We start from the raw sequence: 24,730 nt of genomic DNA, 5'->3' as shown, positions 1-24,730 counted from the left end.
TTTAAACCGATGCGATTGATAATTTTCAATTTTGCATTTTCAATTTTCAATTCATTATGAGTGGAGGATTATATTCTACCGAAAAAAATGATTTCGACCAGACGCTGGATCTGAAAAAAATAAAACCCTACGGGGACACGATGAACGACGGGAAAACTCAATTGAGTTTCACGTTGCCCGTGCCTGCCGGGGATGAGGCTATCGAAGCTGCAAAACAATTATTGAAAAAAATGGGTTTTGAAAACCCGCAAGTAGTATTCCACAAAGAGTTGACCGAGGGCTACACCTTCTTCAACTGTTACGGAAGCTGCACGCACACCGTGGATTTCACGAGTATTCATGTTCCGAAAGTAGAAGGAACGAAATGGGATATGCACGAAACTGACGAGTTCATCCGTGAAAATATCGGACGTCCTTTGATTGTTGTAGGTGCAAGTACCGGAACCGACGCTCACACCGTGGGTATCGACGCCATCATGAACATGAAAGGATTTGCCGGACACTACGGACTGGAACGTTACGACATGATCGAGGCTCACAACTTGGGAAGTCAGGTGCCCAATGAAGAGTTTATTGCCAAAGCTATCGAGCTGAAAGCCGACGCTCTTCTGGTATCCCAGACCGTCACCCAGAAAGATGTTCACATCAAGAACCTGATCGAACTCGTGGAAATGCTGGAGGCAGAAGGCTTGCGGGATAAAGTAATCTTGGCTTGTGGTGGTCCTCGTATCTCCCACGAGCTGGCAAAAGAGCTGGGTTACGATGCAGGCTTCGGCATGAACACCTATGCAGATGACGTGGCGTCATTTGTTGCACAAGAATTTGTTAGAAGAAAAAATAAATAGCATTTTAAATTTTAGATTTTAAATTTTAAATTACAGGACTCATCGGTAATCAATTTACAATCTAAAATTTACAATTTAAAATTGAAAACGGTATGGATAAAGATCAAGTAAGAGAAGTTATCGCAAAACGGGTAGCTCTCGAATTAAAAGACGGCGACGTGGTAAACTTGGGAATCGGACTGCCAACGATGGTACCGAACTACTTGCCCAAAAACGTACACGTGATCCTACAATCCGAAAACGGATTATTAGGTATGGGTCCGAAACCGGAAGAAGGTAAAGAAAATCCGGAATTGACGGATGCCGGTGGTGGCTACATCACGGCGATCGAAGGCGCCTGCAGCTTTGACAGCGCAACCTCTTTCGGACTTATCCGCGGTGGACACGTGGATGTCACCATTCTTGGTGCTTTACAGGTAGACGAGAAAGGAAACTTGGCAAACTGGATCATCCCCGGTAAGAAAGCCCCGGGTATGGGTGGAGCCATGGACCTGTTGGTAGGTGCTAAAAAAGTGATCCTTGCCATGGAACACACGGCAAAAGGCAATCACAAGATTTTAAAAGAATGCACGCTACCGTTAACCGCTGCCGGGGAAGTTGACATGATTATCACCGAAATGGGTGTTATGAACATCACCCCTGCCGGAATCGAACTGGTAGAATTAAACCCTGAATTTACTTTAGATGACATCAAAGCAGCTACAGGCTGTGAATTAATAATTTCCAAAAACTTAAAAGCAATGCCTCAATGACAAAAACCTATATCGTAGCAGCAAAAAGAACTGCGATCGGCAAATTTTTAGGAACAACTCTTTCAATGACAGCAGCAGACTTGGGTGCCGCCGTAATAAAAAACATTATCGCGGAAACCGGAGTCAATCCCGCCAATATTGATGAAGTGATAGTCGGCAACGTACTATCCGCCGGACAGGGTCAAGGTGTAGCCCGTCAGGCATCCATCAAAGGGGGGATCCCACAAGAAGTTCCGGCTTACGGAATCAACATGATATGCGGGAGCGGTATGAAAGCCGTGCTCAATGGTGTAACCGCTATCAAATCGGGGCTGGCAAACCTGATCATTGCAGGAGGGACCGAATCCATGTCCAATGCGGGCTATATCCTCCCGGCACGAGTACGTGACGGGCACAAGATGGGCGACGTGACAGTAGTGGACCATATGGTGTATGATGGTCTGACGGACGCCTTCGAAGGATACCACATGGGCATAACGGCTGAAAACATCGCGGAGAAATACGCGATCAGCCGGGAAGAACAGGATGAATTTGCAATCGAATCGCAACAACGTGCTATTGCGGCTATCGATAATGGTAAATTCAAGTCAGAGATCGTGCCTATAGAGTACAAGGTGAAAAAAGAAACTCACGTGTTCGACACGGATGAATTCCCGAACCGGACGACCTCCCTGGAAAAATTATCGACCTTACGTCCCGCTTTCAAAAAAGAGGGTTCCGTCACGGCCGGTAACGCTTCGGGAATCAACGACGGGGCATCATTCGTACTGATCGCATCGGAAGAGGCTGTTAAACAATACAATTTAACCCCTCTATGCGAGATCATTGGTGTCGGACAAGGCGGTGTAGACCCGGCCATCATGGGTATGGGCCCCGTGCCAGCCATTGCCAACGCACTCAAGAATGCCGGTATCAAACTATCCGACATCGACGTGATCGAGTTAAACGAGGCTTTCGCAGCACAATCACTGGGAGTCATTCACGAACTCATGGCACAACACGGCGTTACGAGAGAATGGATAAATGAACGTACGAACATCAACGGTGGTGCAATTGCACTGGGACATCCCATCGGGGCATCAGGAAACCGCATCGTTGTATCATTAGTACACGAAATGATAAACAATGAAGCAAAATTAGGTCTTGCATCCCTCTGTATCGGAGGGGGCATGGGGACGGCCTTAATTCTGAAGAAATGTTGATTTAGAATTAAAAACTAGCTTCGATCAATTAAAAACATTTATAATAATGGATTTCAGTCTATCAAAACAAGACCAACTCTTCTTACAAATGATAAGAGAGTTTGCAGAGAAAGAGGTAAAACCTCTGGCGGCGGAAGTGGACGAATCAGAAAGATTCCCGATAGAAACCGTTCAAAAAATGGCAAAACTTGGTATTATGGGTATCCCATTCCCGGTTGAATACGGCGGTGCCGGTGGTAACAACATCCTTTACACGATGGCGGTAGAGGAGTTATCCCGTGTATGTGCCACGACCGGAGTAATCGTGTCCGCACACACCTCTTTGTGCTGCGCACCGATCATGGAACACGGTACGCCCGAACAAAAAGCCAAGTATCTTCCCAAGTTGACTTCCGGTGAATGGATCGGAGCATTCGGTCTGACAGAACCGAACGCCGGAACCGACGCATCCGCACAACAGACTTTCGCGGTGAAAGAGGGAGATCATTACGTGCTTAACGGATCTAAAATTTTCATCACCAATGCCGGCTATGCACACGTGTATATCATCATGGCGATGACCGATAAATCCAAAGGGACCAAGGGAATTTCCGCCTTTATTGTGGAAAAAGACTTCCCGGGATTCTCTATCGGTAAAAAAGAGAAGAAAATGGGTATCCGCGGTTCGGCTACTTGCGAGCTGATCATGGAAAACTGCATCGTTCCTGCCGAGAACTTACTCGGACAAGAAGGTAAAGGTTTCGGCATTGCCATGAAAACACTTGACGGCGGACGTATCGGTATCGCTTCTCAAGCATTAGGTATCGCCCAAGGAGCCATGGACGAAACCGTGAAATACGTGAAAGAGCGTAAACAATTCGGAAAATCCCTTGGTCAATTCCAGAACACTCAATTCCAATTGGCTGATCTGCAAACCAAAGTGGAAGCATCCCGCTTATTAGTAAGACAAGCTGCCTACAAAAAAGACCTGAAAGTGCCTTATTCCGCAGATGCAGCTATGGCTAAACTATTCGCGGCAGAGACGGCCATGGAAGTAACGACCAAAGCCGTACAGTTCCACGGAGGATACGGATATACCCGTGAATATCCTGTTGAAAGAATGATGAGAGATGCCAAGATTACTGAAATCTACGAGGGTACGTCAGAAGTTCAGAGAATGGTGATTGCAGCAAATTTATTAAAGTAAAAGACAGTTGACATGAAGATCGTTGTTTGTATTAAACAAGTTCCGGATACCACGGAAATCAAACTGGACCCCGTTACAGGAACCCTTATCAGAGACGGTGTACCCAGTATTATGAATCCCGATGACAAGGGAGGACTTGAATTTGCCCTTCAATTAAAAGATCAATATGGAGCACACGTAACCGTGATCACCATGGGACCGCCCCAGGCTGAAGCAATCTTGAGAGAAGCATACGCCATGGGAGTGGATCGTGCCATCCTGTTAAGCGACCGCAAATTCGGTGGAGCCGATACGTTGGCCACTTCTAATACAATTGCCGCAGCCTTGAGATCTCTGGAATTCGACTTGGTGATCACCGGACGTCAGGCTATCGACGGGGATACCGCACAGGTGGGTCCGCAGATCGCCGAGCATCTGGATTTACCGCAAGTAACTTACGTGGAAAGCTTGACTTTCGACGGGAACAAGACTTTCACGGTGAAGAAATCCATGGAAGACGGTTACCAGATGGTACAGGTAGACACTCCTTGCGTGTTCACCGCATTGGCATCCGGAGTGAAACCCCGTTATATGTCTGTAAGAGGAATCGTTGAGGCTTACAACCACCCCATCGAAACATGGACCTACAATGACATCACCGTGGATGACCAGAAGATCGGATTGAACGGATCACCGACCCGTGTATTCAAATCATTCACCAAGGGTGTAAAAGCTGCCGGACAAATCTACGAGGTTGACCCTGCAGAAGCTGTAGACATTATTATCAGCAAATTGAAAGAAAAATTTATTATCTAATAAAGAAATTAGAAGATGGATAAGGCACAATATAAAAACGTTTACGTCTTCGTTGAACAAAGAGAAGGCGTTATCCAAAACGTGGGTCTGGAATTGTTAGGTAAAGCCAGAGAATTAGCTGATGCTTTAAATGAAAAAGTATATGCCATGTTATTGGGACATGACCTGACGACACAAGCTCAGGAATGTATTGCTTACGGGGCTGACACCGTGTTACGTGTGGATGCACCGGAATTGGCAACCTACGTTACCGAACCTTACGCACAGGCTATTTACCAGATCATCCGTGACAACAAACCGAGCATCGTGCTGATCGGGGCAACTACCATCGGTCGTGACCTCGGCCCGCGCTTGTCTGCCCGTGTAGAAACCGGATTGACTGCAGACTGTACCGGATTGGAAGTTTCTGAAGAACGGGATTTGTTAATGACCCGTCCGGCATTCGGTGGAAACTTGATGGCAACCATCATCTGTAAGGAACACCGTCCTCAAATGTCAACCGTTCGTCCGGGCGTAATGCGCATGGGACAACGTGACGAGAACCGGAAAGGAACGATCGAAGATGTAAAAATCAACTTCGATAAATCTAAATTCCGTGTACGTGTTCTTGAAACAGTTAAACAAACCAAGAACTTGGTTGATATCACCGAAGCTCATGTATTGATCTCCGGAGGTCGTGGAGTGGGTAATGCAGAAGGATTCGATATGTTGCGTGCAATGGCAAACACCATCGGTGCTGAAGTATCCGCATCTCGTGCCATGGTTGATGCCGGAGTATTGGGACACGAACGTCAGGTAGGACAAACCGGTAAAACTGTACGTCCCGACTTGTACTTCGCCATGGGTATCTCCGGAGCCATCCAGCACTTGGCCGGAATGGAAGAATCCGAATACATCATCGCGATCAACAAAGACAAATTTGCCCCGATCTTCAACGTGGCAGACTTGGGTATCGTCGGCGATGTTCGCAAGATCGTTCCGCTTTTAACTGAAAAGTTGAAAAGATAATACGAAAAAAGAGACTGATTATTCAGTCTCTTTTTTTACCTAACATTCATTAAAAAATCACGAATCCCCAAATATTGTATTCCCTCATAAGTATTTCCATGAAATAAATCTTGTGAGACGACAAACTTGGGATAATTATCTTCTATTTTTAAAAGATTGCCAAATTCCCGTTGGATAGTTGCCTCATCATTTAATTGTAACGCAACCTGTACATACACCTTTTCTCCCTCCCGCTCACCAATAAAATCAACTTCTTGTTTCTCCAATACTCCCACGGAAACCTTATACCCTTGATAAAGCAAATGATTATAAACAATATTTTCTAATACTTTCCCTTGATCTTGGAGTTTAAAACCTGCTATAACATTTCTAATTCCCAGATTTTCAAAATAATACTTATTTCCTACCTCAAAAATACGCTTCCCCACAATATCATACCGGTCAACACAAGAAATAATAAAAGCATTTGTAAAATGCTCGATATAAGTCAGGATCTGATTCACCCCCAGCGTGACTCGTTGCGATTTCAAATAATCACTTATCCCTTTGGCTGAAAATATACTTCCCACATTATCTGCAAGAAACAGAAGTAACCTCTCTAAGAAATCAGTATTCCGTAAAGCATATCGGCTAACCACATCCCGATAAACAATCGTGGAATATATACTCTTTAAATATTCAAAAACAATTCCATCTTCTAATTTCAAATGCATCAAATAGGGCAATCCTCCATACCTAGTATATAATCTAAAACTTTCATCCGAATTTTCAAGTCCATGAAATTGTAAAAACTCAGGATATGACAAACTATATATCGTGAACTCAATATACCGTCCCCCCAAATAAGTAGCTAATTCTCCGGACAACATTTTTGCATTACTCCCCGTCACGTATATATCGTTATTTTCATTCAAAACCAGTGAACGTAGAGCTTTCTCGAATTCACGAACCTCCTGCACCTCATCAATAAATATATAATTCTTACTCTCTTTTAAGCATTTACTCATCACGTAAGCATATAGCTCCTTTGCAGATTTTATAAAATCAAAAGCGATATCTTCCAGATTTATATAAATAATATTTGCCTCGGATTCCTTTTTCCGGATCAATTCTATTAGTTGAAATAAAATATAACTTTTCCCAACCCGGCGTTGTCCGGTCATAACTTTGATCAAAGACGTTCCCATAAAGGGCTCTATTTTCCTCAAATAATGTTCTCTATATTTTATATTCTCCATTTTCATTATAATTAAAACTCTTCCAAAAATACAAAAAAGTTTTCATTATAATGAAAACTTCAAGCAAATTAGATCAAAGTTTTCATCATGATGAAAACTCCCCCTCACTTTACAAACCAAAGGGGCAGCCGAAGCCACCCCTTTCTCTTATCGTCCGGAACGTTTCCGTTCCCATCGATCCTTACACCAAGCCACCACAACCGAGCTAATCACTCCTCCCACGATACTCAACACCCCCGTAACGAAATCATCAGCCACCTGTGAGAGGAAAGCATTAAATCCCAGCGTGAAAAATATTCCGGTAAAAAAGTACACGCTTATCATACCGTCAAATAACGACTGTCCGATGCCGCACTCCCGTTCTTCAAGGTTGCGAAACAATACACCTTCACGTTAGCCTCATCCCAATCCTCGGGAAGCGCATAACTCGTGTTACCATTCTCTCCCCGATCTCTCAACGGAACGATCTTGGCACGGTTCAACACGGTTTCCAGCAACACTCCATACACCTTGTCATCCGCCAACGCATACCCCTCCTCTTCTTCTTGCATCTCCTGTTCGAAAGAATACATCTTACTCTCCGAGGCGTACATTACAGTTACCTTAGGCGTGTACAACAACCCGGTAGCCATCTTTAACTGATCAAACACGATGGTTGCCACGTGTTTCTCGTCCACTTCCACGGCTACTTGATTCGCTTTCACGAAAGCATTCGAAGTCGTACCATTTCCCATACCCACGAAACCTTTCCGAATCACCGGAATCAATCTCCGAGACAACTGAACCAGTACCTTCATCTTCGCCCGTTGATCAAGCATCTCCGGCGTCGGGTTATCCCTCCTTGAAAAGATCTTCGCCTTCGCAATATTCTGCTTGTTCGTGTAACACATCGTCACGTTACCAACGGACTTCTTTACCTTGCCTAATAAATAAGAATTAAATTTTGCCATAACATTAAAATTTAAAAATAAATAAATCAGAAAATTTAAAATGATCCCGCACTCCCCGCATGGGCCCTACACGAAGAATGGAATTTAAAATATAACATTTAGAATGAAAAGCTTCCCCAAAACAACGAGTAATCCAACTCTCCCTCTGTTTATAGAGGGAGTACCCCGAAGGGGGGAGGGAGTTCCAATCTAAAATTTAAAATCTAAAATCAATAATACCGAATCCAGTCCGCCACCCTCAGTGCCGGTCCCGGGTCCACCTTTCTCGATGTCACGTCCGAATGTCCCACGATGTCCCCGATAGGATAAGTATCCACCAGCAAACCACACACCTCGTTCAACACCCGCATCTGCACGTCCGTGTAATCATGCCAATATGTCGGCACTTCACCCGAATCTTCCGTGTACACCTCCTTCACGGGAACTTCCCGACCACACTCTGCCACGAACTTTCCCCCTTCCAGTCGCAACTGCCCCAAATTATCCAGCTCAATCCCAATTGAATAATGATTTAGCTCACTCCTTCCCCCGTAACTACTCTTCCCCGCGTGCCAAGCCTCGATATTAAACGGCACCAATTGTATCACCTGCCCGTCCCGCCCGATCACCACGTGAGCCGAAGCCTTCACATCCGGCCTTGCCAAGAATTTTGCCGAAGACATGGCACTAGTACCTCCCGTGTAATGCAAAATAATCATATCCGGCTCTCCCAATCCTCGCCTATTCTTCTCACACACAACATGAATTACCCCACCACCCACCAAACGATGATTTACAATTGAAAATGGTGAATTAGAACTTGAAAATACCTTCATAACAAAAAATTTAAATTGATTCGTTTTTACCTTTTATCTTAAAAATGGCCTCTGCCATTTTTTCCCCGCTTCTCCCCACCACGTACCCGCCCAACCCGATCTCCAATAAATCCCAGAACCGGGAAGTTTCATCCAGAATCGGTAAACTGGTAAAAGTCCCGATCAAAATAACACTGGCAAACGTCAACATCACCAGCGGACGCCATGACCGTTGCAACCAATTCCCTCTCACTTCCTCCTGTACCGTGATCGCTCTCGCCTGTACTAATTCCCGTTCCAGTTCCTGAATCAATTTCAACAACCCGGTTTCCAGCTCTTTTTTCTCCCTCGCAGGGAGTGTTAATTGACCAATCAACTCGCTGATCGAATTAACAATTCCACTTATCGGCTTCATCCCCCATTCACAATTTAATGTACTGCGAATTCGAGAATCGTTTCCCATCCGGGGACTCGAAAAAACAATACAAATGTATCTTCACCCCCTTGCCACGCTCTAACGAAAAAGTCGCCTTTTCTGCCGCCCGCAATACCTCCAATCCCTCCAACAACTTCGGGCTAAATGAACGATTCGACGGAAGTACGATAACATTCAAACGATCTGCCGCCTCAAAATTGTACGCCTCCTCGTCATTCTCCCAATCCAACGTGACCATTCCTTGATCATCCATTCTCCCCTGCAGATTATACGCCTGTTGTCGCTTCCCGGCAGAAAAATGCAATTGCGAAAAATCACCGATCTTTCCGTTTGCCCGAAACGCCTTCAAATTCTTTTTCATAAAAAGCGCATACCCACTACTACAGATCTTGTCAGCCGAAAGATCCAAAATGCCCTTCAAGGGAGTCTCCTTTATCTTCTTGTAAAAACGCACGGCCACCCGGAAACGAGATCTCACTTCCTGTTGTTTCGGCGTGTTAGGATCAATTCTATCGGGCAAACTCCTCATATAAGACTTCCCATTCAGCTTGCAGAAAACGACATTTCCGACTCGCCCCCTTATTCCAAATTCATTACGAACTAAAGCCATAATTCTTTTTTTAAATGAATACTATTTTTATCTCATCAACTCTCGTTGATTTCCAAATGCAATATTACAACACTTCAACTCCCCGCTTGGTATACGCCACGGTTCCGTCAAACAAAATAATCCCAACCCTATGATTACCAGCATTCAAAAAAGTACTCATCCCCCCACTTTCAAGACAACAAAAAAGGGTAGCAAAAGTGTTTTAAACTCCTACTACCCTAAAATCTTACCAACTTTTTACTCTAGATTCTAAACTCTAAATTTTAATCTACTTGTAAACCTGTACCCTCAATTTCTCAATCAACCTCTCCAATTGATCCAAAACCGTCTCCTCCTTATACCGTTTCAATACCCTGCTTTTCAACTGCCGATAATTTTTGATCTGGATCCCCAAAACCTGCTCTGCAATGGCCACCAACTCGCAAAACTCCAGTAACTTTCCAGTCGGAGAATAAAATTCTTCAAGAGCCTCGAAACCAATCAACAATTCCATCACCTTCGTCTGTACATTTTCCGTCTTCCAATAGACCAACACCTTCTTCTCCTTATTTTTCAGGAACCTCGCCGGATTATCCATCCTCTCGTGAAAAAGTCGCCACTCGTCCTCAACCACTTGCAATCCTCGCCCGATAAAACATAACCGCCACGCACCTTTTTTCCCCCACTCCATCACAGTCCCTATACATCTCCGATAACACCTGCAATCGAGCTTTCGTGTAATTCAACGTCCGACACGTCGCCAAATAATCACCCCCCGAGTCGCATAGTCCCGCAACCTCTTCAACAAATTTTCCTAATTCTTCCTCTAAACATTCTTTCGTAATTTCCTCCTGCGATTCTCCTGCCAATAATGCTAAGAACCTCGTCTTAAACAATTCTGTCATAGTTTTTAAATTTAAAATAATAAAAAATCCCGGGCGTTATTACCCGGGACATATTCTTAATTTAAAAATCGGAATCAGGAAATCACATCATCATACCCCCTCAAATCTCTCAACCATTCAATCCAAAATTATCAATCTTTCAATCCTTCAATCTAAAATTTAAAATCATAAATCGTAAATCACTTTCACCACTCTCTCCACGTCCTCATCCGTCAACGTCGGCCCCGACGGCAAGCACAACCCGATCTCGAACAAACGTTCACTTGTCCCATTTCCGTAATACGGGGCATCTTTGAACACGGGTTGCAAGTGCATCGGCTTCCACAACGGCCGACTCTCTATATTCTCCTCGTCCAATGCTAACCTGACATCTTCTCTCGTGAAACCCGCCTCTTCCGGTTCCACAGTGATACACGTCAGCCAGTAATTCGAGTTAAAACCCTCCCCTTCCGGCTGGCACATCACCTTCACACCTTTCAACCCGGCTAGCAACTTCACGTACAAGTCATGAATTGCCCGTCTCCGGGCAACGTGTTCATCCAGCACGAACATCTGCCCCCTCCCGATTCCTGCACAAATATTACTCATCCGGTAATTATACCCGATCTTCTCGTGCTGATAATGTGGGGCCTGCTCCCTCGCCTGCGTGGCATAGAACAAAGCTCTTTTCGCCTTCTTCTCGTTCGGACAAATCAAGGCACCACCTCCCGACGTCGTGATCATCTTGTTCCCGTTAAATGACAGAACCCCGTACTCCCCGAACGTCCCACACTTCTGCCCCTTGTACTCCGAACCCAACGCCTCTGCCGAATCCTCCAGCACCGGAATCCCATAACGATTCGCTACCTCCATCACCTCGTCCATCTTCACTGGCATCCCGTACAAATGTACCGGAATAATCGCCTTCGGTAACTTCCCCGTCTTTTCCAACCGATCCTTGATCGCCATCTCCAACAACACCGGATCCATGTTCCACGTCTCCTTTTCACTATCCACGAAAACCGGAGTCGCTTCCAAGTAAGCAATCGGATTCGCCGATGCCGCAAACGTGAACGACTGACAAATTACCTCATCTCCTGGTTGTACCCCTAGTAATATCAACCCCAAATGTAATGCCGCAGTCCCCGCACTCAATGCTACCACCCGCATCTCTTCATTTTCAATTAAAAAATCTCGTAGAGATTTTTCAAAGGCATTCACGTTCGGTCCCAACGGGACCACCCAATTTGTGTCAAACGCTTCTTGTATAAATTCCTGCTCCCGCCCACTCATATGAGCTAATGAGAGCCAAATTCTTGACTTCATAAATTTTAAATGTATTTCAGTTTTGTATAAGACTACACGAAAGAATATACAATTCTCATTTTAACAGTTCATCTATCATTCTATACATTGCTGGTTGATTGCATAAATTCAAGTTTTGGGATTCTGTAGCAAATATCACGAGCATAACATATTGTTACAAAACGCCAAAATTAGACGTATCACCTAAATCATGTTATTAAAGAATAATTGTATTACAACAACCATATCGAAGACGCCATAAATTTTGGTCAGATGCATCTTTAAATTGTTCTTTTTTATCTTTAAAACTCATTTGAAAATTACCATGACGAATAAATCCTAAAAGTTTTAATCGCTTTTCCGTATTTTTATCACTAGTCACAGTCGTAACATGAAATGTATCCGACGAGAATGTAGATATCGCCATCAAAACAATATCGGCCTCGCTGAGTAAATCCGTATCAGTGGTAGCCCATTCTACAATAGTACCTCGAATAATATTTTGGTATCGCCCAGCTCGCTCTTCAAAACGTTCCTTTGTCATAAAAAAACCTTGCGGTTTCCCTTTTTTATCATAAATTGCGTAAAATGATTGTTTATCACGCATATGCCCCATCAAATTATAATCAAGATTCCATTGCAACCATGATCTATCATGCAATTCCATATATTTATGACCATCGCTTGTTGCCATCCGACCTGCCCATTCTGGAATAATTGTTTCTTCTTTCGTGTTGAATTTCTTCTTTAATTTATTAAGTCTAGAACGATTCATAAAATCAATGCATTTAATTGGTAGATTGGCTATAGCAGAACACAATTCTAATAATACGCCTTCCATTCCCATTGATTTTAACATTGCGCGCAAATTGCAGAACTTTACAAATTGAGGGATCTCAAAAATGTAATTATTCAATTTCCTGAATATAGGCAATGCCATTGTTGAATAAAGCGAACCTATATATACGTCATATTCTGTATTGGTCATACAATTCATAATAAGCCCAACACCTAGACCTTTACGTCTATATTCATTATGTACCTCGATTGCACCTCCAGTCTGTACCATGATAATCTCATCCCCAACTTTTATTCGAGTCCCTAACATCATCATTCTTCCCACAGCAATACCATCATATAATTTGAAGTACATAGCCGTTTTTGAATCATCATTGTTATTGGGACAAGCCAAAAGTGTTTGTCGAACCGATTCTGTCATAAAAGCGGCAATGCCATAGCGGTCATCTTTTATAACATATGATCTATCACGAAGTTCCTTGTAGGTTATTTTTTGCGATATTATCTCTGACATAATTTTAATCTGATATTTACAACCCCCAAGCGTATTTCCCACATTTACTTATACGAGTATATTTCTGTTTTCTTATATCAATTCAATATTAGAGGGAGTTGTCACCAAATAGATTTCTCCATGAATCTTACCAAACAATCACCAAATGTCTCTTGAATACTTGTTTCCATTAAAGGTGGAAAGATCACCTTATCAATAGTAAAATTTCAACAAACTATTTTAAATTGAAAAACATTGTATACATTTTCATTATCACATCAATAATAATCCGTAAATATCCAATCTTGCAATCTTTAAAGCTACTTTTTTATTAATCAATACAATCTTCAATAGTATTAAAACCATAAAAGCATGGAATACCAGCTTTCAAGGGCTCATTCAAATCGGGGCTATTTAACATCAAATGATTATCACCATCAATAATATTTTCCTGACGAATTATCTGAGCCCAATGAAGAATCTCGTCAATAGTAGGAGTAGTTATGTTCAATTGTTCTGCCATCCATTTTGCAATGCAATTACCATAATAGATATCATCTAGGAAAAAACGGTGATTACGATCAACCTCCCAAGTTCCTTCATTATTTTGAATGACAGGAGTCTTGATCGAAACTAATGTTTGAGAAGTAACAAATGACTCTTTTATGTCTGTATTATGTGAATGATAAGAAAAACGTTCCAATGCAAGATAATCAAGCATATAACTATAATCCTTTTCCGGATGCAATTTCTTTATTGCATTACGAATATTTGTATAATCAGTATCAAGATCTGCCAACAATTTTGCTGAAATATCATCATAATCTTTATAGAACCACGGAACACTCTTTTCATTCTTCCAAGTCGTTCCATATACCTTATATAGGCCTAGACAACGAGATGTATGGATAATTTGATTATCAACAGATAACGTTAGAGACAAGAAATTATCACTCTGTTCAACCTTTCCTTTACCGAACCATTTATAACAAATACATTCTAAAAGTTCCTCATTAACTTGGTTAAAATAATCCATGGGATAAGTTGCTGCATAGTTTACAGCTTTGCATCCATAAGTAACACCAGTATGTCCATATTCTATAATACGACAAATCCAAGGAATTAGTCCAAAAGCAAAGGTTACAATTTTAGTTAATTCATATTGCTTCTTAATTTCATCAACCATCCAATTCCATCCTCCTTGACCATAAACCGTACCTACAAATACCGTTTTATCTTTATTAATGAATGGTGCAATTTTTTGAAGTGCAACTCTGTATTTATGAACAGGCATACAAAACACAATATAGTCCGCATCCGGGAATAAATCTTCTGGATTATTTGATATCGTTTTTAAATCACCAGAATAAGTTCCTAACACTTTACCTGAAGGATCATGCCATTCCAAATTAATTGTTTTTGCCCATCGCTCAGGACGTGAAGTATACACTGACACTTCAAATATCGAATCTTTCAAAAAAGGAATTAAAGCGTGAGCACTACTCCCTCCACCACAAATTACTAGTTTCTTTTTCATTATACACATCTATTAAATTTAATTTTTTTTCACACAAGGTATGGCATTAACTTCAAAATCAAGAATTAATACCTCCATTAGAACCAAGCACAAGATTATTTACGATAAAGCAATAATTCATCTAAAGGAATAGTCCCATAAATAACAACAATTCGATATAGCCCTAACTAATTCTATTAAACTTACCAACACTCACTTTATTCATCCCATAACGAACAAATTTCATTCCTAAATTCTTTAAAAAAAGTTCCAGAACACAGCTGCTCACCTACAACACCAACATTCGTAAGATTTATTTCAATTATTCTAACTTTATCTTTACGATCTATAAATATATCCCAACCGACAACTCCACAATTTGGGAAGTACTTTATATGATATTCTTTAGCAAATTCCACCATTTCAACAAAATGAGGTACTTTCATCCCTTCAAACTTAATACCGTTATCTGTTGTTTGAATTTTATTTAGTTTATTATCATAACCGTTACCATGCAATGTCCCATCTTTATCCATACCAATTAAATAACTACAATTCCAATTATCTTTTATTGCCCCTTTTTTCCCAACTTTCAAAATAGAAGAATAATCAAATTTACCATTAATATAAATCGTCGTTACTCTACATGTATTCAAGGAAGAGGGATTAAGCTTTTCAATTTCCGCATTTTGGTACAAAACTTCTTGGACAATAAAATTCCCACTCTCGCTTTTATAGGAAGATAATAGTTCTAATAAGTATTTATCACTATCTTTATTAACCATGATTTTCTTAACTCCTTTCCCTTGTGAAGTTTCAATTGAGGGTTTTATAATAAACTCTTCCTGTTGTTTTAATATATCTATTGCTTCATCAATAGATATAACTTTCATCAATTTATTATAGAACACATTTGAAATACAACGCACAAAAACTTCAGGCAATGGTAATTTATCAAAATAAATATCAAGCATTCCTTTATTTTCCAATGCAAAAACTCGAATCGGTAGATTCGTTTTTTTTAAAATTTGCTGCATTTGATAGTCACAAATAAAATATGGATCAAATCCATATTCTTTCTTGTACATTCTTAAATATATTAAATCAAATCGTTTCAAACTCAAGCAAGGCCATGTTTGCTTGACAATACTCATCTCATTCTTAGATAATTTGGGCAAGTTATACATTTTAATAAATGCTCTATCACGAAAAAAATAAACACATCTTAAATAATATAATCTTAGACTGCTAAAAAGAGAGATAATAATTCTATACATATCACAAATTTATTTAGAACAAACCCTATTAACACAATTAATTAATTATTCACTCAAATAATTGTTCTGGATCAAACTTATTAATAAGGATTGACTCCCCCCTCTCATTTAGAACGTCAAATACATTATTTATGTATGCAACATCTTCTTTTACTTTTATCATATTATCCACTACTATTTCAGCAGTAAAAATAGGTTTATCAACTGTTCTATCTTTAGTATAATGATAACCCACTTCGTGGTACTGAATAGTTGAAATACACGATGGAAGATTCTTGACTTCTTCTATTCCTTTAATTTCAGAAACAGTTTCATCAGAACCTTTTAACAGATAATTACAATCCAAAGCGTACTTATGATTATATTTTGCGATATCTTTATCTATCACATTTATATCATAAACCATTTTCCCCGCAAGAGCATACCTAATAATCATATCCACAGGATCATATCCAATACATTTTTTCTCATGATTATAAAAAGAGCCACCTAATCTACAACCCATTTCAAAAAAAGTGATTTGATTACCTTCAGTATATCCTTGCATAAAAAAAAGCCCATCTTTAAAACCTAAATCTTTAAACATATTAATGACCTTATCGTTAATACGATCAAGATAAATATCAATTGCTTTTGATGGAGCCATACTAATATTTGCATAATTCACTGCACTCCCTCTATCAGATGTCACATACCTATCAAACATAGAGAGTAATCGAAATTCTCCATCAACGGCAATATAATCCAATAAAAAATCTCTCCCCGTTATATAATCTTCAATAATTGCTTTGTTTGTTGAAGAATAACTAACTGCCTCTTTGAATTGAATCTTCAATTCTTCTTCATTATTACAAACACCAGCACCACGCGAACCACTCCCATCTAACGGCTTCACAAAAACAGGATAATTAATCTTGTCATACATTTCGACAGGAATTAAATCTCCAACAAGATAAGTTTTAGGAACTGGTACATCATACCTGTCACAAGTATCTTTGAAATCTATCTTGTTAGTCGACATAGTTAACATTTTAGGCGTAACATAATAAGGTAATCCCAAACGTTTGCATACTTCATAACAAGGAGCCAAAAGAATATCAACAAACCCTGTTGTTATGCCATCAATATTTTCTAGTTTACACAATTCAACTATTGTATCAACATCAAGCGCATCAATTAATACCGCCTTATCTGCTATTTTTTTTGCAGGAGAATTTCTATCGTAATCTGCAACGACTACATAGACACCCATAGCTTGAGCATGCCTAACGATATCACAAGCAAGTGTTATGCCTCCTAACACTAGCAATTTTTTCCCTCTAAATTCTTGATTATTTCCCATTTTTCATTTTTGGTTACGGCAATTTGCCACAGATACATTACAATAAGCTACATTATTGTTAGGTTTTACTTGAAAAGTTGTGATAACTTATCAAATTCTTGATTTATAGACGATAAAATATATCTTCACTTTCCAGAACGATAGGCTCTGTATCAACGTCTCGAAGAAAAACATACGGTGAGTCATAATGAAAAAATGGTGCCTTTTTTATACTATGTACGTCCCCGTTTTCCATGATTCTAATTGTATCTTCAATCAAATCAAAACCTACTTGAGCCATAACACCCGTGTATGCCATGTGCCGAATATTCACTTCCGTAACCTTCATATTACCATTTCGATCCTCTTTAAGATCAAAAGATAAAACCCCATGTGCCACCACATTCAGTTTCTTACATAAATATTTTATGCATTCATCGCAGAATTTATTGATACGATCCTCATTCAAAAATCGACCATATGCAGTATTACCCGTCACATGAGATGGAGCAGTATTTGCCATCACGTACTCGGCACACTCAAGAGCAGCACCTTTCACGTATTCGTTATTATAATAAAGCATTTCATTGGCTAAATGTCGACCTGGCAAAAATTCACTAACGGTAAACTCAGGTATCTGATTATTAATAAAAAGCCAACTCTTGTAACTACTGAGGTTTTCCAATTTAAGAGACCCTAATCCACCAGTACCTTCGGTTGCGCGAATCCAACAGGGGAAGCCTATCTCTTTTTCCACTTCTTCAAACCGAGGGTCATCCTGTGTTACCTTAATGGTTTTAGGAATAAAATTCGTATCTCGCAATAATTCAGCCATGATAGACTTATCTCTCAACGATTCGGATAATAATTTACATCCCATAAAAACAGGACATGGAAAAACCCTATGTTTTTCAAAATAATCTCCCCACATAATAATTTCACTCTCTGGCTGAACAAATGCATAATCAACTTTTTTGTCTGCCACCAACTTCTCTATGAAAAAAAAGTATTCTGGATCAGTACATTTGGGACATACCGAATAATCGTCCAATAGACCTTTTATGAAAAAGCCAATAGCTTTTTTATTTACATCTATCCCAATTAACTTGTAATCAGGATGATTTTTCCGGATTATCTTCGCTATTGAACGAGGAGTTAACCCACCAATCCCCGTTATCAAAATTGTTTTCATATGTTAATTCTATTACAATAATTCTTTATCAATTCCACCACCCTTTTCATTTGCCCCTCACCATACCGTTGATCACAAACCAGTGATAATTCACTATCATAAAAAACATCTGCTTGTATCGAATTAGATAATAATTGGCTTTTAGACCAATGAACAGGACAATAAACGTTATTATCAATCAGGTATTTTCTTAACGAATTTCGAATCTCTTTTTTGACAAGAATTGGCACAAATAAAGGTACACACCCATTACCATATTGAAACATCATTGATATATAATCTAATCTAGATAACTCTTCATATAGCAATTCAGCATTTCGCTGACGACAAATTTTTATTTGCTCCAAATCTTGTCTGTTCAATAACTGTAATGACGTTTTATCTATCAGGTAATCTTGGTAGTCTCTCGACAAATTCTTATTGAAAGAAGTGAATAGGCGAAAGAAATCTTCTTTTACAATAGCAGAATCACCTTGTAAATAAAAATATTTCATTCTCATTCCATCACGTTTATCTTCCACGAAATCACACTCTTTCAATAATGATCTAAAGAAATATCCATTTTTTTTAGAAACAATAGCCCCGGTAGGGATTCCCATCCATTTTCTAAGACTACAGAAACAATAATCTGAAATCAATACAAACGGCTCTCCATTATTAAAAAAGTCATGCGTCTTATCGTAAAGAATGATTACGCCTTTTCTCCGCATATTTGCAACGATCTCAAAATCAACACCCGTACCAAAACCAAAATAATTACAGATGTATAAAATATCTATTCCTAAAGTTGTATCTATATCACACTTAATAGCACCCTTCTCGTATCTAACATCATAGAAAACAACATTAATATCTCGATTTTTAAAAGGATATATCATTGAATCACAGCAATAGGCAGGCATATATACCGAGACTATTTTTCTGTCGCATGCAATATCCTGACAAATATAATCTATAGCAGTTCTCCCCGATAACACCAATCGATTATCCCCACTAAAGCCATTCTCCTTAAAATCATGATATATATCATCACTTTCATAGACTACATCATCAATCCAAAATTCACTACCTATTTCCTCTTTCACGTGCCTCATCCACTAAATCTTGTCTACCCATTGCTTGCCATTGAGCAATTCTGTAATCATCAAAATCAATAACATCTATCCCCACACCCACATTTTCTCTTTTAAAAACTTTATAAACGGTAAGAAAAAATATTTTCACATCCATCCACAAACTCATGTTACTAACATAATCAATATCATAAGCTAGCTTCTGTTCCCATGTAATAGATTTTCGACCGTTTACCTGTGCCCAACCCGTAATTCCAGGACGGACATCATGTCTATGTTGCTCTTTTTCATTATAATAAGGAAGATATATTGTAACAAGAGGCCTCGGCCCGATCAGAGACATATCTCCTTTTATCACGTTGAACAATTGTGGCAACTCATCCATTGAAGTAGAACGAATGAAACGTCCTATTCTTGTCAATCGCTGATTATCAGAAAGTAATTTCCCATCTTTATCTCGTTCATCCGTCATTGACTTGAACTTGATCACTTTGAATATTTTACCATACTTCCCGGGTCTTTCTTGAAAAAAGAAAACTCCAGCTCCTTTATTAGCAAAATGAAGCCCAACCATAATAACCAAAAACAATGGCCAAATCACTAACAACACGCAAAATACTATAATAAAATCTAACCAACGTTTCAAAAATCTTCGATACATGATTACTTCTCAAAAATTTCTACAATACTTTCATAAGTTTTTCTACGATCGAAACGTTCCTTCGCAAGTATACGAGATTGTCTACCCATTTGTAGCCTAATTTTTTCATTCAAAACTAATTTTTCTATAGCTAACGCCACATCTTCCGAATTTCCTACTTCACAATTTATCCCACAATTATACTGATCAATAAGCATACGATACTCCTCACATTCTTGTGTATTAATAACAGGAAGCCCAGACAAAGCATAATCACCTACTTTATTAGTTATACTTTGTGCAGCCCCTTTATTTATAGGGTTTACAACAATATCACAAGAACACAATAATCCAACCATCTTTTCATACGAGAGTCTCCCCGTGAATTCTGCATAAATTTCTTTTTCATTTGCATAACAAGTAAATTTTTCTCGCAAAGGTCCATCTCCAATTATCATAAATTTAATATCACACTTTACTTGTTCCCTCTTTTTCACAACATCCAAAGCATCTATAACACACTCGATATCATAGCTATAACCTAAAGAACCTATATAACATAACCAAATTTCACCATCTGGCTTATCAACATGATATTTCAATTTTGCGGAATCAAAAACGACCTTATCATTTCCTAAGTAAATACACAAACCTGTAGCATCATTTCCCTGTACAGACATAGCTCTATTTTTATAAGTCTCTGAAACAGCTATCACCTTATCCGCAAGTTCATAAATACGATTAGCATATAATTTAAAAGGAAATAACAACATATTTCGTAAAAAACGATTTTTTATTACCAATCCAAAAGCTTCCGGCCACAAATCTTGAACATCTTCAATAAACTTCACATTATGCCGGCGAGCATATTTTCCTGCTTTTAATGCAACTGTTAACGAAGGTATTGCACAATAAATATAATCAGGAATAGGGTGCGAATTTAAATACTTTCCCACATTCATTCCCCATTTCCAATGACTATACAATCTTTTAAAACTAATATTAGACTGATAACCAGGCTCATGCACATAGGTAATTATAGATTTATAAGCATCCACGGGTGCTTCTTTAAACTTTTTCATCCCATGACTGAAATCACTTGTGATCAACTCAACACAGAATCCTCTATTGGCTAACATTTCTGCTAAATAAAGAAAACGTCCATTGATAGTTCCATCGAATTTGCGACAAAAATTTGCAATAATAATTATTGACTTCATGTTGTAAATTTTAAAACATGCTTAAACAAAACAAGAATGATGTAAGAATATACTCTGTACAATATCACTATTCAATAAGAAATTAACCAACGATATTTATCGGGTTCCATATTATTGACCAAAAATGGCAATGTGATACAATTAATTGTAAAAAAAATATCCACATAACCAAGGGAGAAAAAAGACACACTCTCATTCATTCCCATTAACAAAACTGCCAACAAAAAAGCTTTAAAACTATTCCGAAGATTTTTATCTTGACATTTCCCACACGCCTCAAATGCTTTTTTATAAATAATCAATAATAGTATCAATTCTATTATTCCCCCACCAACTAATGTATCTATGTACAAATTATGAAATTGTCCAAATTCAAAGCCGTTCTTTATTGCAAGGTCGATTCCAGTAAAACTTCCAATCCCATTAATTATATTATGCGATGCAACATTTAATCCCATTAACCAAACATCTATTCTACCAGCAGTACCTGTATCTGCTCGAATAACCATCGTTTTCATGAAATTCTCAATCCATGGTACATACAATATAATTATCAAAACAACCAAAGTCATTATTATCATAATCTTCAAATATTGTTTGATATTTTGCAAAATATTGTGATTATAAGTATAGCGTACAATATAAAAAAACATCACAGAAATCATTGAACCCCTAGAAAATGTTAACAGTAAATTCGTTAACAACAATACCAATACAATTTTTTTATACCAACTCCTATTAGTAGAAAAAGCAAATTCAAAAAGAAATATGCTTACAACTAAAAACATCCCGAATTGATTTCGATTAACAAAAAAACTACAAAGTTTTATTTCATAAGAGGAAGAAACTCCTGCAAATCCAGATGTAAGTATTGAAAGATTTGAAACAATATTGTAAATACATGCAATTATTGCCAAATCAATCATTAGTTTAGCATATCTTTTTAATGCTAAGCTAGAAAAAACTAAATATTTTGGCAAAGCATAAAAAAGATATATACTGATTGACTTTGCAATCATATTAAGGAAATCAAGGGAGTTTATTTTCACTCCACTAATTACATCAATAATGATGGCACATCCAAAATTACACAACAACACAAAAATTATTAAAAACGACGCAATTTCAACTTTTGTTTGAATAACAGGAAAAGTCCAAAAAGAAAATAAACATACAAACATAAATGCAATTCCCATCGCTATTGCAAAATTTGACAACATGCCTAAAGCATTCAATACCACAGGAAATAACATTGTCAATATGATACAAAAAAAAGTATTTGCATTTTTATTTGCAAGTAACTGTTGTTTAATCACACGCATTAAATTTATGTTTTCTTGTGATTAATAAATACACAATGAATAAAAACATCAAATAGGAAATAGACGAGATGACATACGCTATTGCAAAATAAAAGGCAGCATTCTCTCCACTATTTCTTTGAATTAATATATAAGCCAGTACCAAAAGCAATATATCTCGTAAAAAACGTATCCCGAAAAATTGCCAATTTTTCCCAATCGAAATAAACTCTGCCCTAAACACATTCGAACAACAATTGAATATTGCTGCTAATATTACAACATTTAATACTGAAGCCATCCCCGTAAATGTAGCGCCATACCATGAAACGATCCATCTGGAAAGGCAATAAACAATAATAAAAGGGATTAATGTACAAACGAAATTAACTAGTAGCATAATTTTCATCGTTCTATTATGACGTACACGATCGTTTGTACTATTAGATAAATGCGACAATATTACATTTGACAATAAAACCGGAATAAACGTGATAAATATCTCCCATTGGTTTGTTGCTGAATATATTCCCAATTCACCTAATGAAGATAATTTAGTAATCAAAAAGACCCCTCCTAAATTACAAATATTTATACTAATCTCTTGTAATGCTATTGGCAATGAAAAACGGAACAATTCTTTAACAAAATTACATGTATGTTGCCCTGGCAACTTTTTCATTATGTAATGTAATGACACATAATTTTTACAACAATTAAATGCTTGAGAAAAAAGCAATGCACCCAACGCTCCTTGTAATCCACCCCAATAGGCCATCGGAATACACATCAAGAAGAAAACAACTCCCGACCACATACTATTCTGTGCAATAATTTTAAACACTCCAAAACCAGCCAATATACCAGATTGAGTTGTTACCACTGCTTTTAATACAATAATAATACCTAAAACTTGAAAGGCTATTTTCAAGCGAGGTGCATCAAGATAAATTGCCAATGTTTGTGCATAAATAAATAATAAGATTGCCAATATTATACCCGTAATCAAGGTGATACTTAATGCCCCTTGACATATTGCTTTCAGTCGAGACTGGTCATATTGTTTGAATTCTGCAATATATTTTGTCGATGTAAAATTTAATCCAAAAGTTGCCACAGAAGCGATGTTAAACATCGTTGCTTTAATTACACCGTATTCTCCATACAAATCCTTACCAAGAAAACGAGCAATAAAGATTCCACCCAATAGTAATAAACCATAACTTATGCCATTACCCCCAATGGCCCAAAATGAATCTTTAAAAAGTTGACTTTTCTTTATTCTATATAAAACATTTACAATCATTTCATTTATTCATATAAATAACAAATTATCTCCTAACATGTACTTTACAAATTATTGGAATTTAAATTCTGAAGATAATTTCATTTACGGATATATCTAAATTTTTGAATATCCTTTCAATTAGGTCAACAATTCTCCTCACTCACTCCAAAAATCCAATATCTAAAACAACCTATACAAGAACCACATGGAAGTTATCTACTTTCTCACATCGTTAACAAATTGTACATGAGAAGATAACCATCTATTTATTTTGCCCATACATTTTAAGACTCTTTATCTCCCAAAAACCTCATTACATTTAATAAATTCATATTTTGTCCAAATACTAAAAATTTTTACAATCAAACTTGTATCATTTTTATCTGTTTCCTCAAAATACTGAATCATCTCATCTTCTTGCTGTTTCACAATAACCATCAGCCGCATACGCTCTTCTGCGAATCGTTTCCTATCTTTTACTGAAATTTCTACATTTTCACAAAATTGAATGGCCTCCCACCAATCGCCTAGCTCCTTACTATCAAATTTCCGACTCAATCCCATAGCTTCAGTCACAAGTCCCCCTGCCAATAAGGCACATTCTCCCTCCCCTGTAAAATAATAACA

General features: G+C 38.3%; 25 protein-coding genes and 1 pseudogene. 6 read left to right on the top strand and 20 right to left on the bottom strand.

Going from position 1 to position 24,730, the window contains the following annotated elements; genetic code table 11:
• The first annotated feature begins 56 nt into the window (after positions 1-56).
• The 6 genes from AB5542_RS12650 to AB5542_RS12625 all read left to right on the top strand — a co-directional run bounded on the left by AB5542_RS12650 (position 57) and on the right by AB5542_RS12625 (position 5,788).
• On the top strand, positions 57-845 hold the full coding sequence (locus AB5542_RS12650) for an OAM dimerization domain-containing protein (protein ID WP_087420720.1): 789 nt from the start codon (positions 57-59) through the stop codon (positions 843-845).
• A 92-nt stretch (positions 846-937) separates the two neighbouring features.
• Positions 938-1,597 carry a 3-oxoacid CoA-transferase subunit B gene (locus AB5542_RS12645; protein ID WP_087420719.1) on the top strand — a complete coding sequence of 220 codons (660 nt, stop codon included), beginning with the start codon at positions 938-940 and terminating at the stop codon, positions 1,595-1,597.
• Positions 1,594-2,799 (top strand): acetyl-CoA C-acetyltransferase, encoded by a 1,206-nt coding sequence (locus tag AB5542_RS12640; protein ID WP_087420718.1) that lies wholly within the window; start codon positions 1,594-1,596, stop codon positions 2,797-2,799. Before AB5542_RS12645 ends, AB5542_RS12640 begins: the two co-directional genes overlap by 4 nt.
• A 46-nt stretch (positions 2,800-2,845) precedes the next feature.
• A complete protein-coding gene (locus AB5542_RS12635; RefSeq protein ID WP_118305611.1) occupies positions 2,846-3,985 on the top strand; it encodes an acyl-CoA dehydrogenase in 1,140 nt (379 codons plus the stop codon).
• Between the two features lie 12 nt (positions 3,986-3,997).
• Positions 3,998-4,780: an electron transfer flavoprotein subunit beta/FixA family protein gene (locus tag AB5542_RS12630; RefSeq protein ID WP_087420716.1), complete on the top strand. Its 783-nt coding sequence runs from the start codon at positions 3,998-4,000 to the stop codon at positions 4,778-4,780.
• 15 nt (positions 4,781-4,795) lie between these two features.
• The gene (locus AB5542_RS12625; RefSeq protein WP_118305612.1) at positions 4,796-5,788 is read left to right on the top strand and encodes an electron transfer flavoprotein subunit alpha/FixB family protein; all 993 of its coding nucleotides are present in this window, start codon (positions 4,796-4,798) and stop codon (positions 5,786-5,788) included.
• 35 nt (positions 5,789-5,823) lie between these two features.
• Here the strand turns inward: AB5542_RS12625 and AB5542_RS12620 are convergent, their stop codons facing one another.
• From AB5542_RS12620 to AB5542_RS12525, 20 genes and pseudogenes are all read right to left on the bottom strand, one after another.
• Complete coding sequence (locus AB5542_RS12620; RefSeq protein ID WP_410518820.1) at positions 5,824-7,026, bottom strand: ATP-binding protein; 1,203 nt, start codon at positions 7,024-7,026, stop codon at positions 5,824-5,826.
• A 147-nt stretch (positions 7,027-7,173) separates the two neighbouring features.
• Positions 7,174-7,350, bottom strand: a complete 177-nt coding sequence (locus AB5542_RS12615) for a hypothetical protein (RefSeq protein WP_158572071.1) — start codon at positions 7,348-7,350, stop codon at positions 7,174-7,176.
• A complete protein-coding gene (locus AB5542_RS12610; RefSeq protein WP_279040190.1) occupies positions 7,347-7,976 on the bottom strand; it encodes a hypothetical protein in 630 nt (209 codons plus the stop codon). The genes AB5542_RS12615 and AB5542_RS12610 overlap by 4 nt, the downstream gene beginning before the upstream one ends.
• Positions 7,977-8,185: 209 nt before the next feature.
• Entirely contained in the window at positions 8,186-8,791 is a 606-nt protein-coding gene (locus AB5542_RS12605; protein WP_279040191.1) for an N-acetylmuramoyl-L-alanine amidase, read from the bottom strand.
• A gap of 10 nt (positions 8,792-8,801) precedes the next feature.
• Complete coding sequence (locus AB5542_RS12600; protein ID WP_279040193.1) at positions 8,802-9,185, bottom strand: 3TM-type holin; 384 nt, start codon at positions 9,183-9,185, stop codon at positions 8,802-8,804.
• Between the two features lie 7 nt (positions 9,186-9,192).
• Positions 9,193-9,816 (bottom strand): DUF6266 family protein, encoded by a 624-nt coding sequence (locus tag AB5542_RS12595; protein WP_279040195.1) that lies wholly within the window; start codon positions 9,814-9,816, stop codon positions 9,193-9,195.
• A 268-nt stretch (positions 9,817-10,084) separates the two neighbouring features.
• Entirely contained in the window at positions 10,085-10,486 is a 402-nt protein-coding gene (locus AB5542_RS12590) for a hypothetical protein (RefSeq protein WP_140402571.1), read from the bottom strand.
• Positions 10,422-10,700 carry a hypothetical protein gene (locus AB5542_RS12585; protein ID WP_168044502.1) on the bottom strand — a complete coding sequence of 93 codons (279 nt, stop codon included), beginning with the start codon at positions 10,698-10,700 and terminating at the stop codon, positions 10,422-10,424. Before AB5542_RS12585 ends, AB5542_RS12590 begins: the two co-directional genes overlap by 65 nt.
• A gap of 165 nt (positions 10,701-10,865) precedes the next feature.
• Positions 10,866-12,005, bottom strand: a complete 1,140-nt coding sequence (locus AB5542_RS12580; protein ID WP_279040198.1) for a DegT/DnrJ/EryC1/StrS family aminotransferase — start codon at positions 12,003-12,005, stop codon at positions 10,866-10,868.
• A 196-nt stretch (positions 12,006-12,201) separates the two neighbouring features.
• Positions 12,202-13,296 (bottom strand): hypothetical protein, encoded by a 1,095-nt coding sequence (locus AB5542_RS12575; protein ID WP_279040199.1) that lies wholly within the window; start codon positions 13,294-13,296, stop codon positions 12,202-12,204.
• A 310-nt stretch (positions 13,297-13,606) separates the two neighbouring features.
• Positions 13,607-14,812, bottom strand: a complete 1,206-nt coding sequence (locus AB5542_RS12570) for an NAD/NADP octopine/nopaline dehydrogenase family protein (protein WP_279040200.1) — start codon at positions 14,810-14,812, stop codon at positions 13,607-13,609.
• A 197-nt stretch (positions 14,813-15,009) separates the two neighbouring features.
• Positions 15,010-15,879 carry a sugar-transfer associated ATP-grasp domain-containing protein gene (locus AB5542_RS12565; protein ID WP_279040201.1) on the bottom strand — a complete coding sequence of 290 codons (870 nt, stop codon included), beginning with the start codon at positions 15,877-15,879 and terminating at the stop codon, positions 15,010-15,012.
• 238 nt (positions 15,880-16,117) lie between these two features.
• On the bottom strand, positions 16,118-17,410 hold the full coding sequence (locus AB5542_RS12560) for an ATP-grasp domain-containing protein (RefSeq protein ID WP_279040204.1): 1,293 nt from the start codon (positions 17,408-17,410) through the stop codon (positions 16,118-16,120).
• A 103-nt stretch (positions 17,411-17,513) separates the two neighbouring features.
• Positions 17,514-18,581, bottom strand: a complete 1,068-nt coding sequence (locus AB5542_RS12555; protein ID WP_279040206.1) for a hypothetical protein — start codon at positions 18,579-18,581, stop codon at positions 17,514-17,516.
• Complete coding sequence (locus tag AB5542_RS12550; RefSeq protein ID WP_279040208.1) at positions 18,578-19,666, bottom strand: hypothetical protein; 1,089 nt, start codon at positions 19,664-19,666, stop codon at positions 18,578-18,580. Before AB5542_RS12550 ends, AB5542_RS12555 begins: the two co-directional genes overlap by 4 nt.
• Positions 19,647-20,315: a sugar transferase gene (locus AB5542_RS12545; protein WP_279040209.1), complete on the bottom strand. Its 669-nt coding sequence runs from the start codon at positions 20,313-20,315 to the stop codon at positions 19,647-19,649. The genes AB5542_RS12550 and AB5542_RS12545 overlap by 20 nt, the downstream gene beginning before the upstream one ends.
• Before the next feature lie 2 nt (positions 20,316-20,317).
• Positions 20,318-21,514, bottom strand: coding sequence for a glycosyltransferase family 4 protein (locus tag AB5542_RS12540; RefSeq protein WP_279040211.1), 1,197 nt, complete (start codon positions 21,512-21,514; stop codon positions 20,318-20,320).
• Between the two features lie 71 nt (positions 21,515-21,585).
• Positions 21,586-22,836 (bottom strand): O-antigen ligase family protein, encoded by a 1,251-nt coding sequence (locus AB5542_RS12535; RefSeq protein ID WP_279040212.1) that lies wholly within the window; start codon positions 22,834-22,836, stop codon positions 21,586-21,588.
• Positions 22,823-24,121, bottom strand: a complete 1,299-nt coding sequence (locus AB5542_RS12530; RefSeq protein ID WP_279040213.1) for an oligosaccharide flippase family protein — start codon at positions 24,119-24,121, stop codon at positions 22,823-22,825. Before AB5542_RS12530 ends, AB5542_RS12535 begins: the two co-directional genes overlap by 14 nt.
• Before the next feature lie 276 nt (positions 24,122-24,397).
• Positions 24,398-24,730, bottom strand: a pseudogene (locus AB5542_RS12525) (hypothetical protein); the annotation flags it as partial.

This window comes from Butyricimonas sp. RTP31003st1_G1_RTP31003_210430, from assembly GCF_040920905.1.
Classification (GTDB): Bacteria; Bacteroidota; Bacteroidia; order Bacteroidales; family Marinifilaceae; genus Butyricimonas; species Butyricimonas paravirosa.
The sequence above is the reverse complement of the archived record's forward strand: the minus strand, read 5'-3'. Positions and strand labels throughout refer to the sequence as shown.

Excerpts from the sequence above, each read along its gene's own strand:
- AB5542_RS12650 (WP_087420720.1), top strand. The coding sequence starts at position 57 with ATGAGTGGAGGATTATATTCTACCGAAAAAAATGATTTCGACCAGACG.
- AB5542_RS12645 (WP_087420719.1), top strand. The coding sequence starts at position 938 with ATGGATAAAGATCAAGTAAGAGAAGTTATCGCAAAACGGGTAGCTCTC.
- AB5542_RS12640 (WP_087420718.1), top strand. The coding sequence starts at position 1,594 with ATGACAAAAACCTATATCGTAGCAGCAAAAAGAACTGCGATCGGCAAA.
- AB5542_RS12635 (WP_118305611.1), top strand. The coding sequence starts at position 2,846 with ATGGATTTCAGTCTATCAAAACAAGACCAACTCTTCTTACAAATGATA.
- AB5542_RS12630 (WP_087420716.1), top strand. The coding sequence starts at position 3,998 with ATGAAGATCGTTGTTTGTATTAAACAAGTTCCGGATACCACGGAAATC.
- AB5542_RS12625 (WP_118305612.1), top strand. The coding sequence starts at position 4,796 with ATGGATAAGGCACAATATAAAAACGTTTACGTCTTCGTTGAACAAAGA.
- AB5542_RS12620 (WP_410518820.1), bottom strand. The coding sequence starts at position 7,026 with ATGGAGAATATAAAATATAGAGAACATTATTTGAGGAAAATAGAGCCC.
- AB5542_RS12615 (WP_158572071.1), bottom strand. The coding sequence starts at position 7,350 with ATGATAAGCGTGTACTTTTTTACCGGAATATTTTTCACGCTGGGATTT.
- AB5542_RS12610 (WP_279040190.1), bottom strand. The coding sequence starts at position 7,976 with ATGGCAAAATTTAATTCTTATTTATTAGGCAAGGTAAAGAAGTCCGTT.
- AB5542_RS12605 (WP_279040191.1), bottom strand. The coding sequence starts at position 8,791 with ATGAAGGTATTTTCAAGTTCTAATTCACCATTTTCAATTGTAAATCAT.
- AB5542_RS12600 (WP_279040193.1), bottom strand. The coding sequence starts at position 9,185 with ATGAAGCCGATAAGTGGAATTGTTAATTCGATCAGCGAGTTGATTGGT.
- AB5542_RS12595 (WP_279040195.1), bottom strand. The coding sequence starts at position 9,816 with ATGGCTTTAGTTCGTAATGAATTTGGAATAAGGGGGCGAGTCGGAAAT.
- AB5542_RS12590 (WP_140402571.1), bottom strand. The coding sequence starts at position 10,486 with ATGGAGTGGGGGAAAAAAGGTGCGTGGCGGTTATGTTTTATCGGGCGA.
- AB5542_RS12585 (WP_168044502.1), bottom strand. The coding sequence starts at position 10,700 with ATGACAGAATTGTTTAAGACGAGGTTCTTAGCATTATTGGCAGGAGAA.
- AB5542_RS12580 (WP_279040198.1), bottom strand. The coding sequence starts at position 12,005 with ATGAAGTCAAGAATTTGGCTCTCATTAGCTCATATGAGTGGGCGGGAG.
- AB5542_RS12575 (WP_279040199.1), bottom strand. The coding sequence starts at position 13,296 with ATGTCAGAGATAATATCGCAAAAAATAACCTACAAGGAACTTCGTGAT.
- AB5542_RS12570 (WP_279040200.1), bottom strand. The coding sequence starts at position 14,812 with ATGAAAAAGAAACTAGTAATTTGTGGTGGAGGGAGTAGTGCTCACGCT.
- AB5542_RS12565 (WP_279040201.1), bottom strand. The coding sequence starts at position 15,879 with ATGTACAAGAAAGAATATGGATTTGATCCATATTTTATTTGTGACTAT.
- AB5542_RS12560 (WP_279040204.1), bottom strand. The coding sequence starts at position 17,410 with ATGGGAAATAATCAAGAATTTAGAGGGAAAAAATTGCTAGTGTTAGGA.
- AB5542_RS12555 (WP_279040206.1), bottom strand. The coding sequence starts at position 18,581 with ATGAAAACAATTTTGATAACGGGGATTGGTGGGTTAACTCCTCGTTCA.
- AB5542_RS12545 (WP_279040209.1), bottom strand. The coding sequence starts at position 20,315 with ATGTATCGAAGATTTTTGAAACGTTGGTTAGATTTTATTATAGTATTT.
- AB5542_RS12540 (WP_279040211.1), bottom strand. The coding sequence starts at position 21,514 with ATGAAGTCAATAATTATTATTGCAAATTTTTGTCGCAAATTCGATGGA.
- AB5542_RS12535 (WP_279040212.1), bottom strand. The coding sequence starts at position 22,836 with ATGCGTGTGATTAAACAACAGTTACTTGCAAATAAAAATGCAAATACT.
- AB5542_RS12530 (WP_279040213.1), bottom strand. The coding sequence starts at position 24,121 with ATGATTGTAAATGTTTTATATAGAATAAAGAAAAGTCAACTTTTTAAA.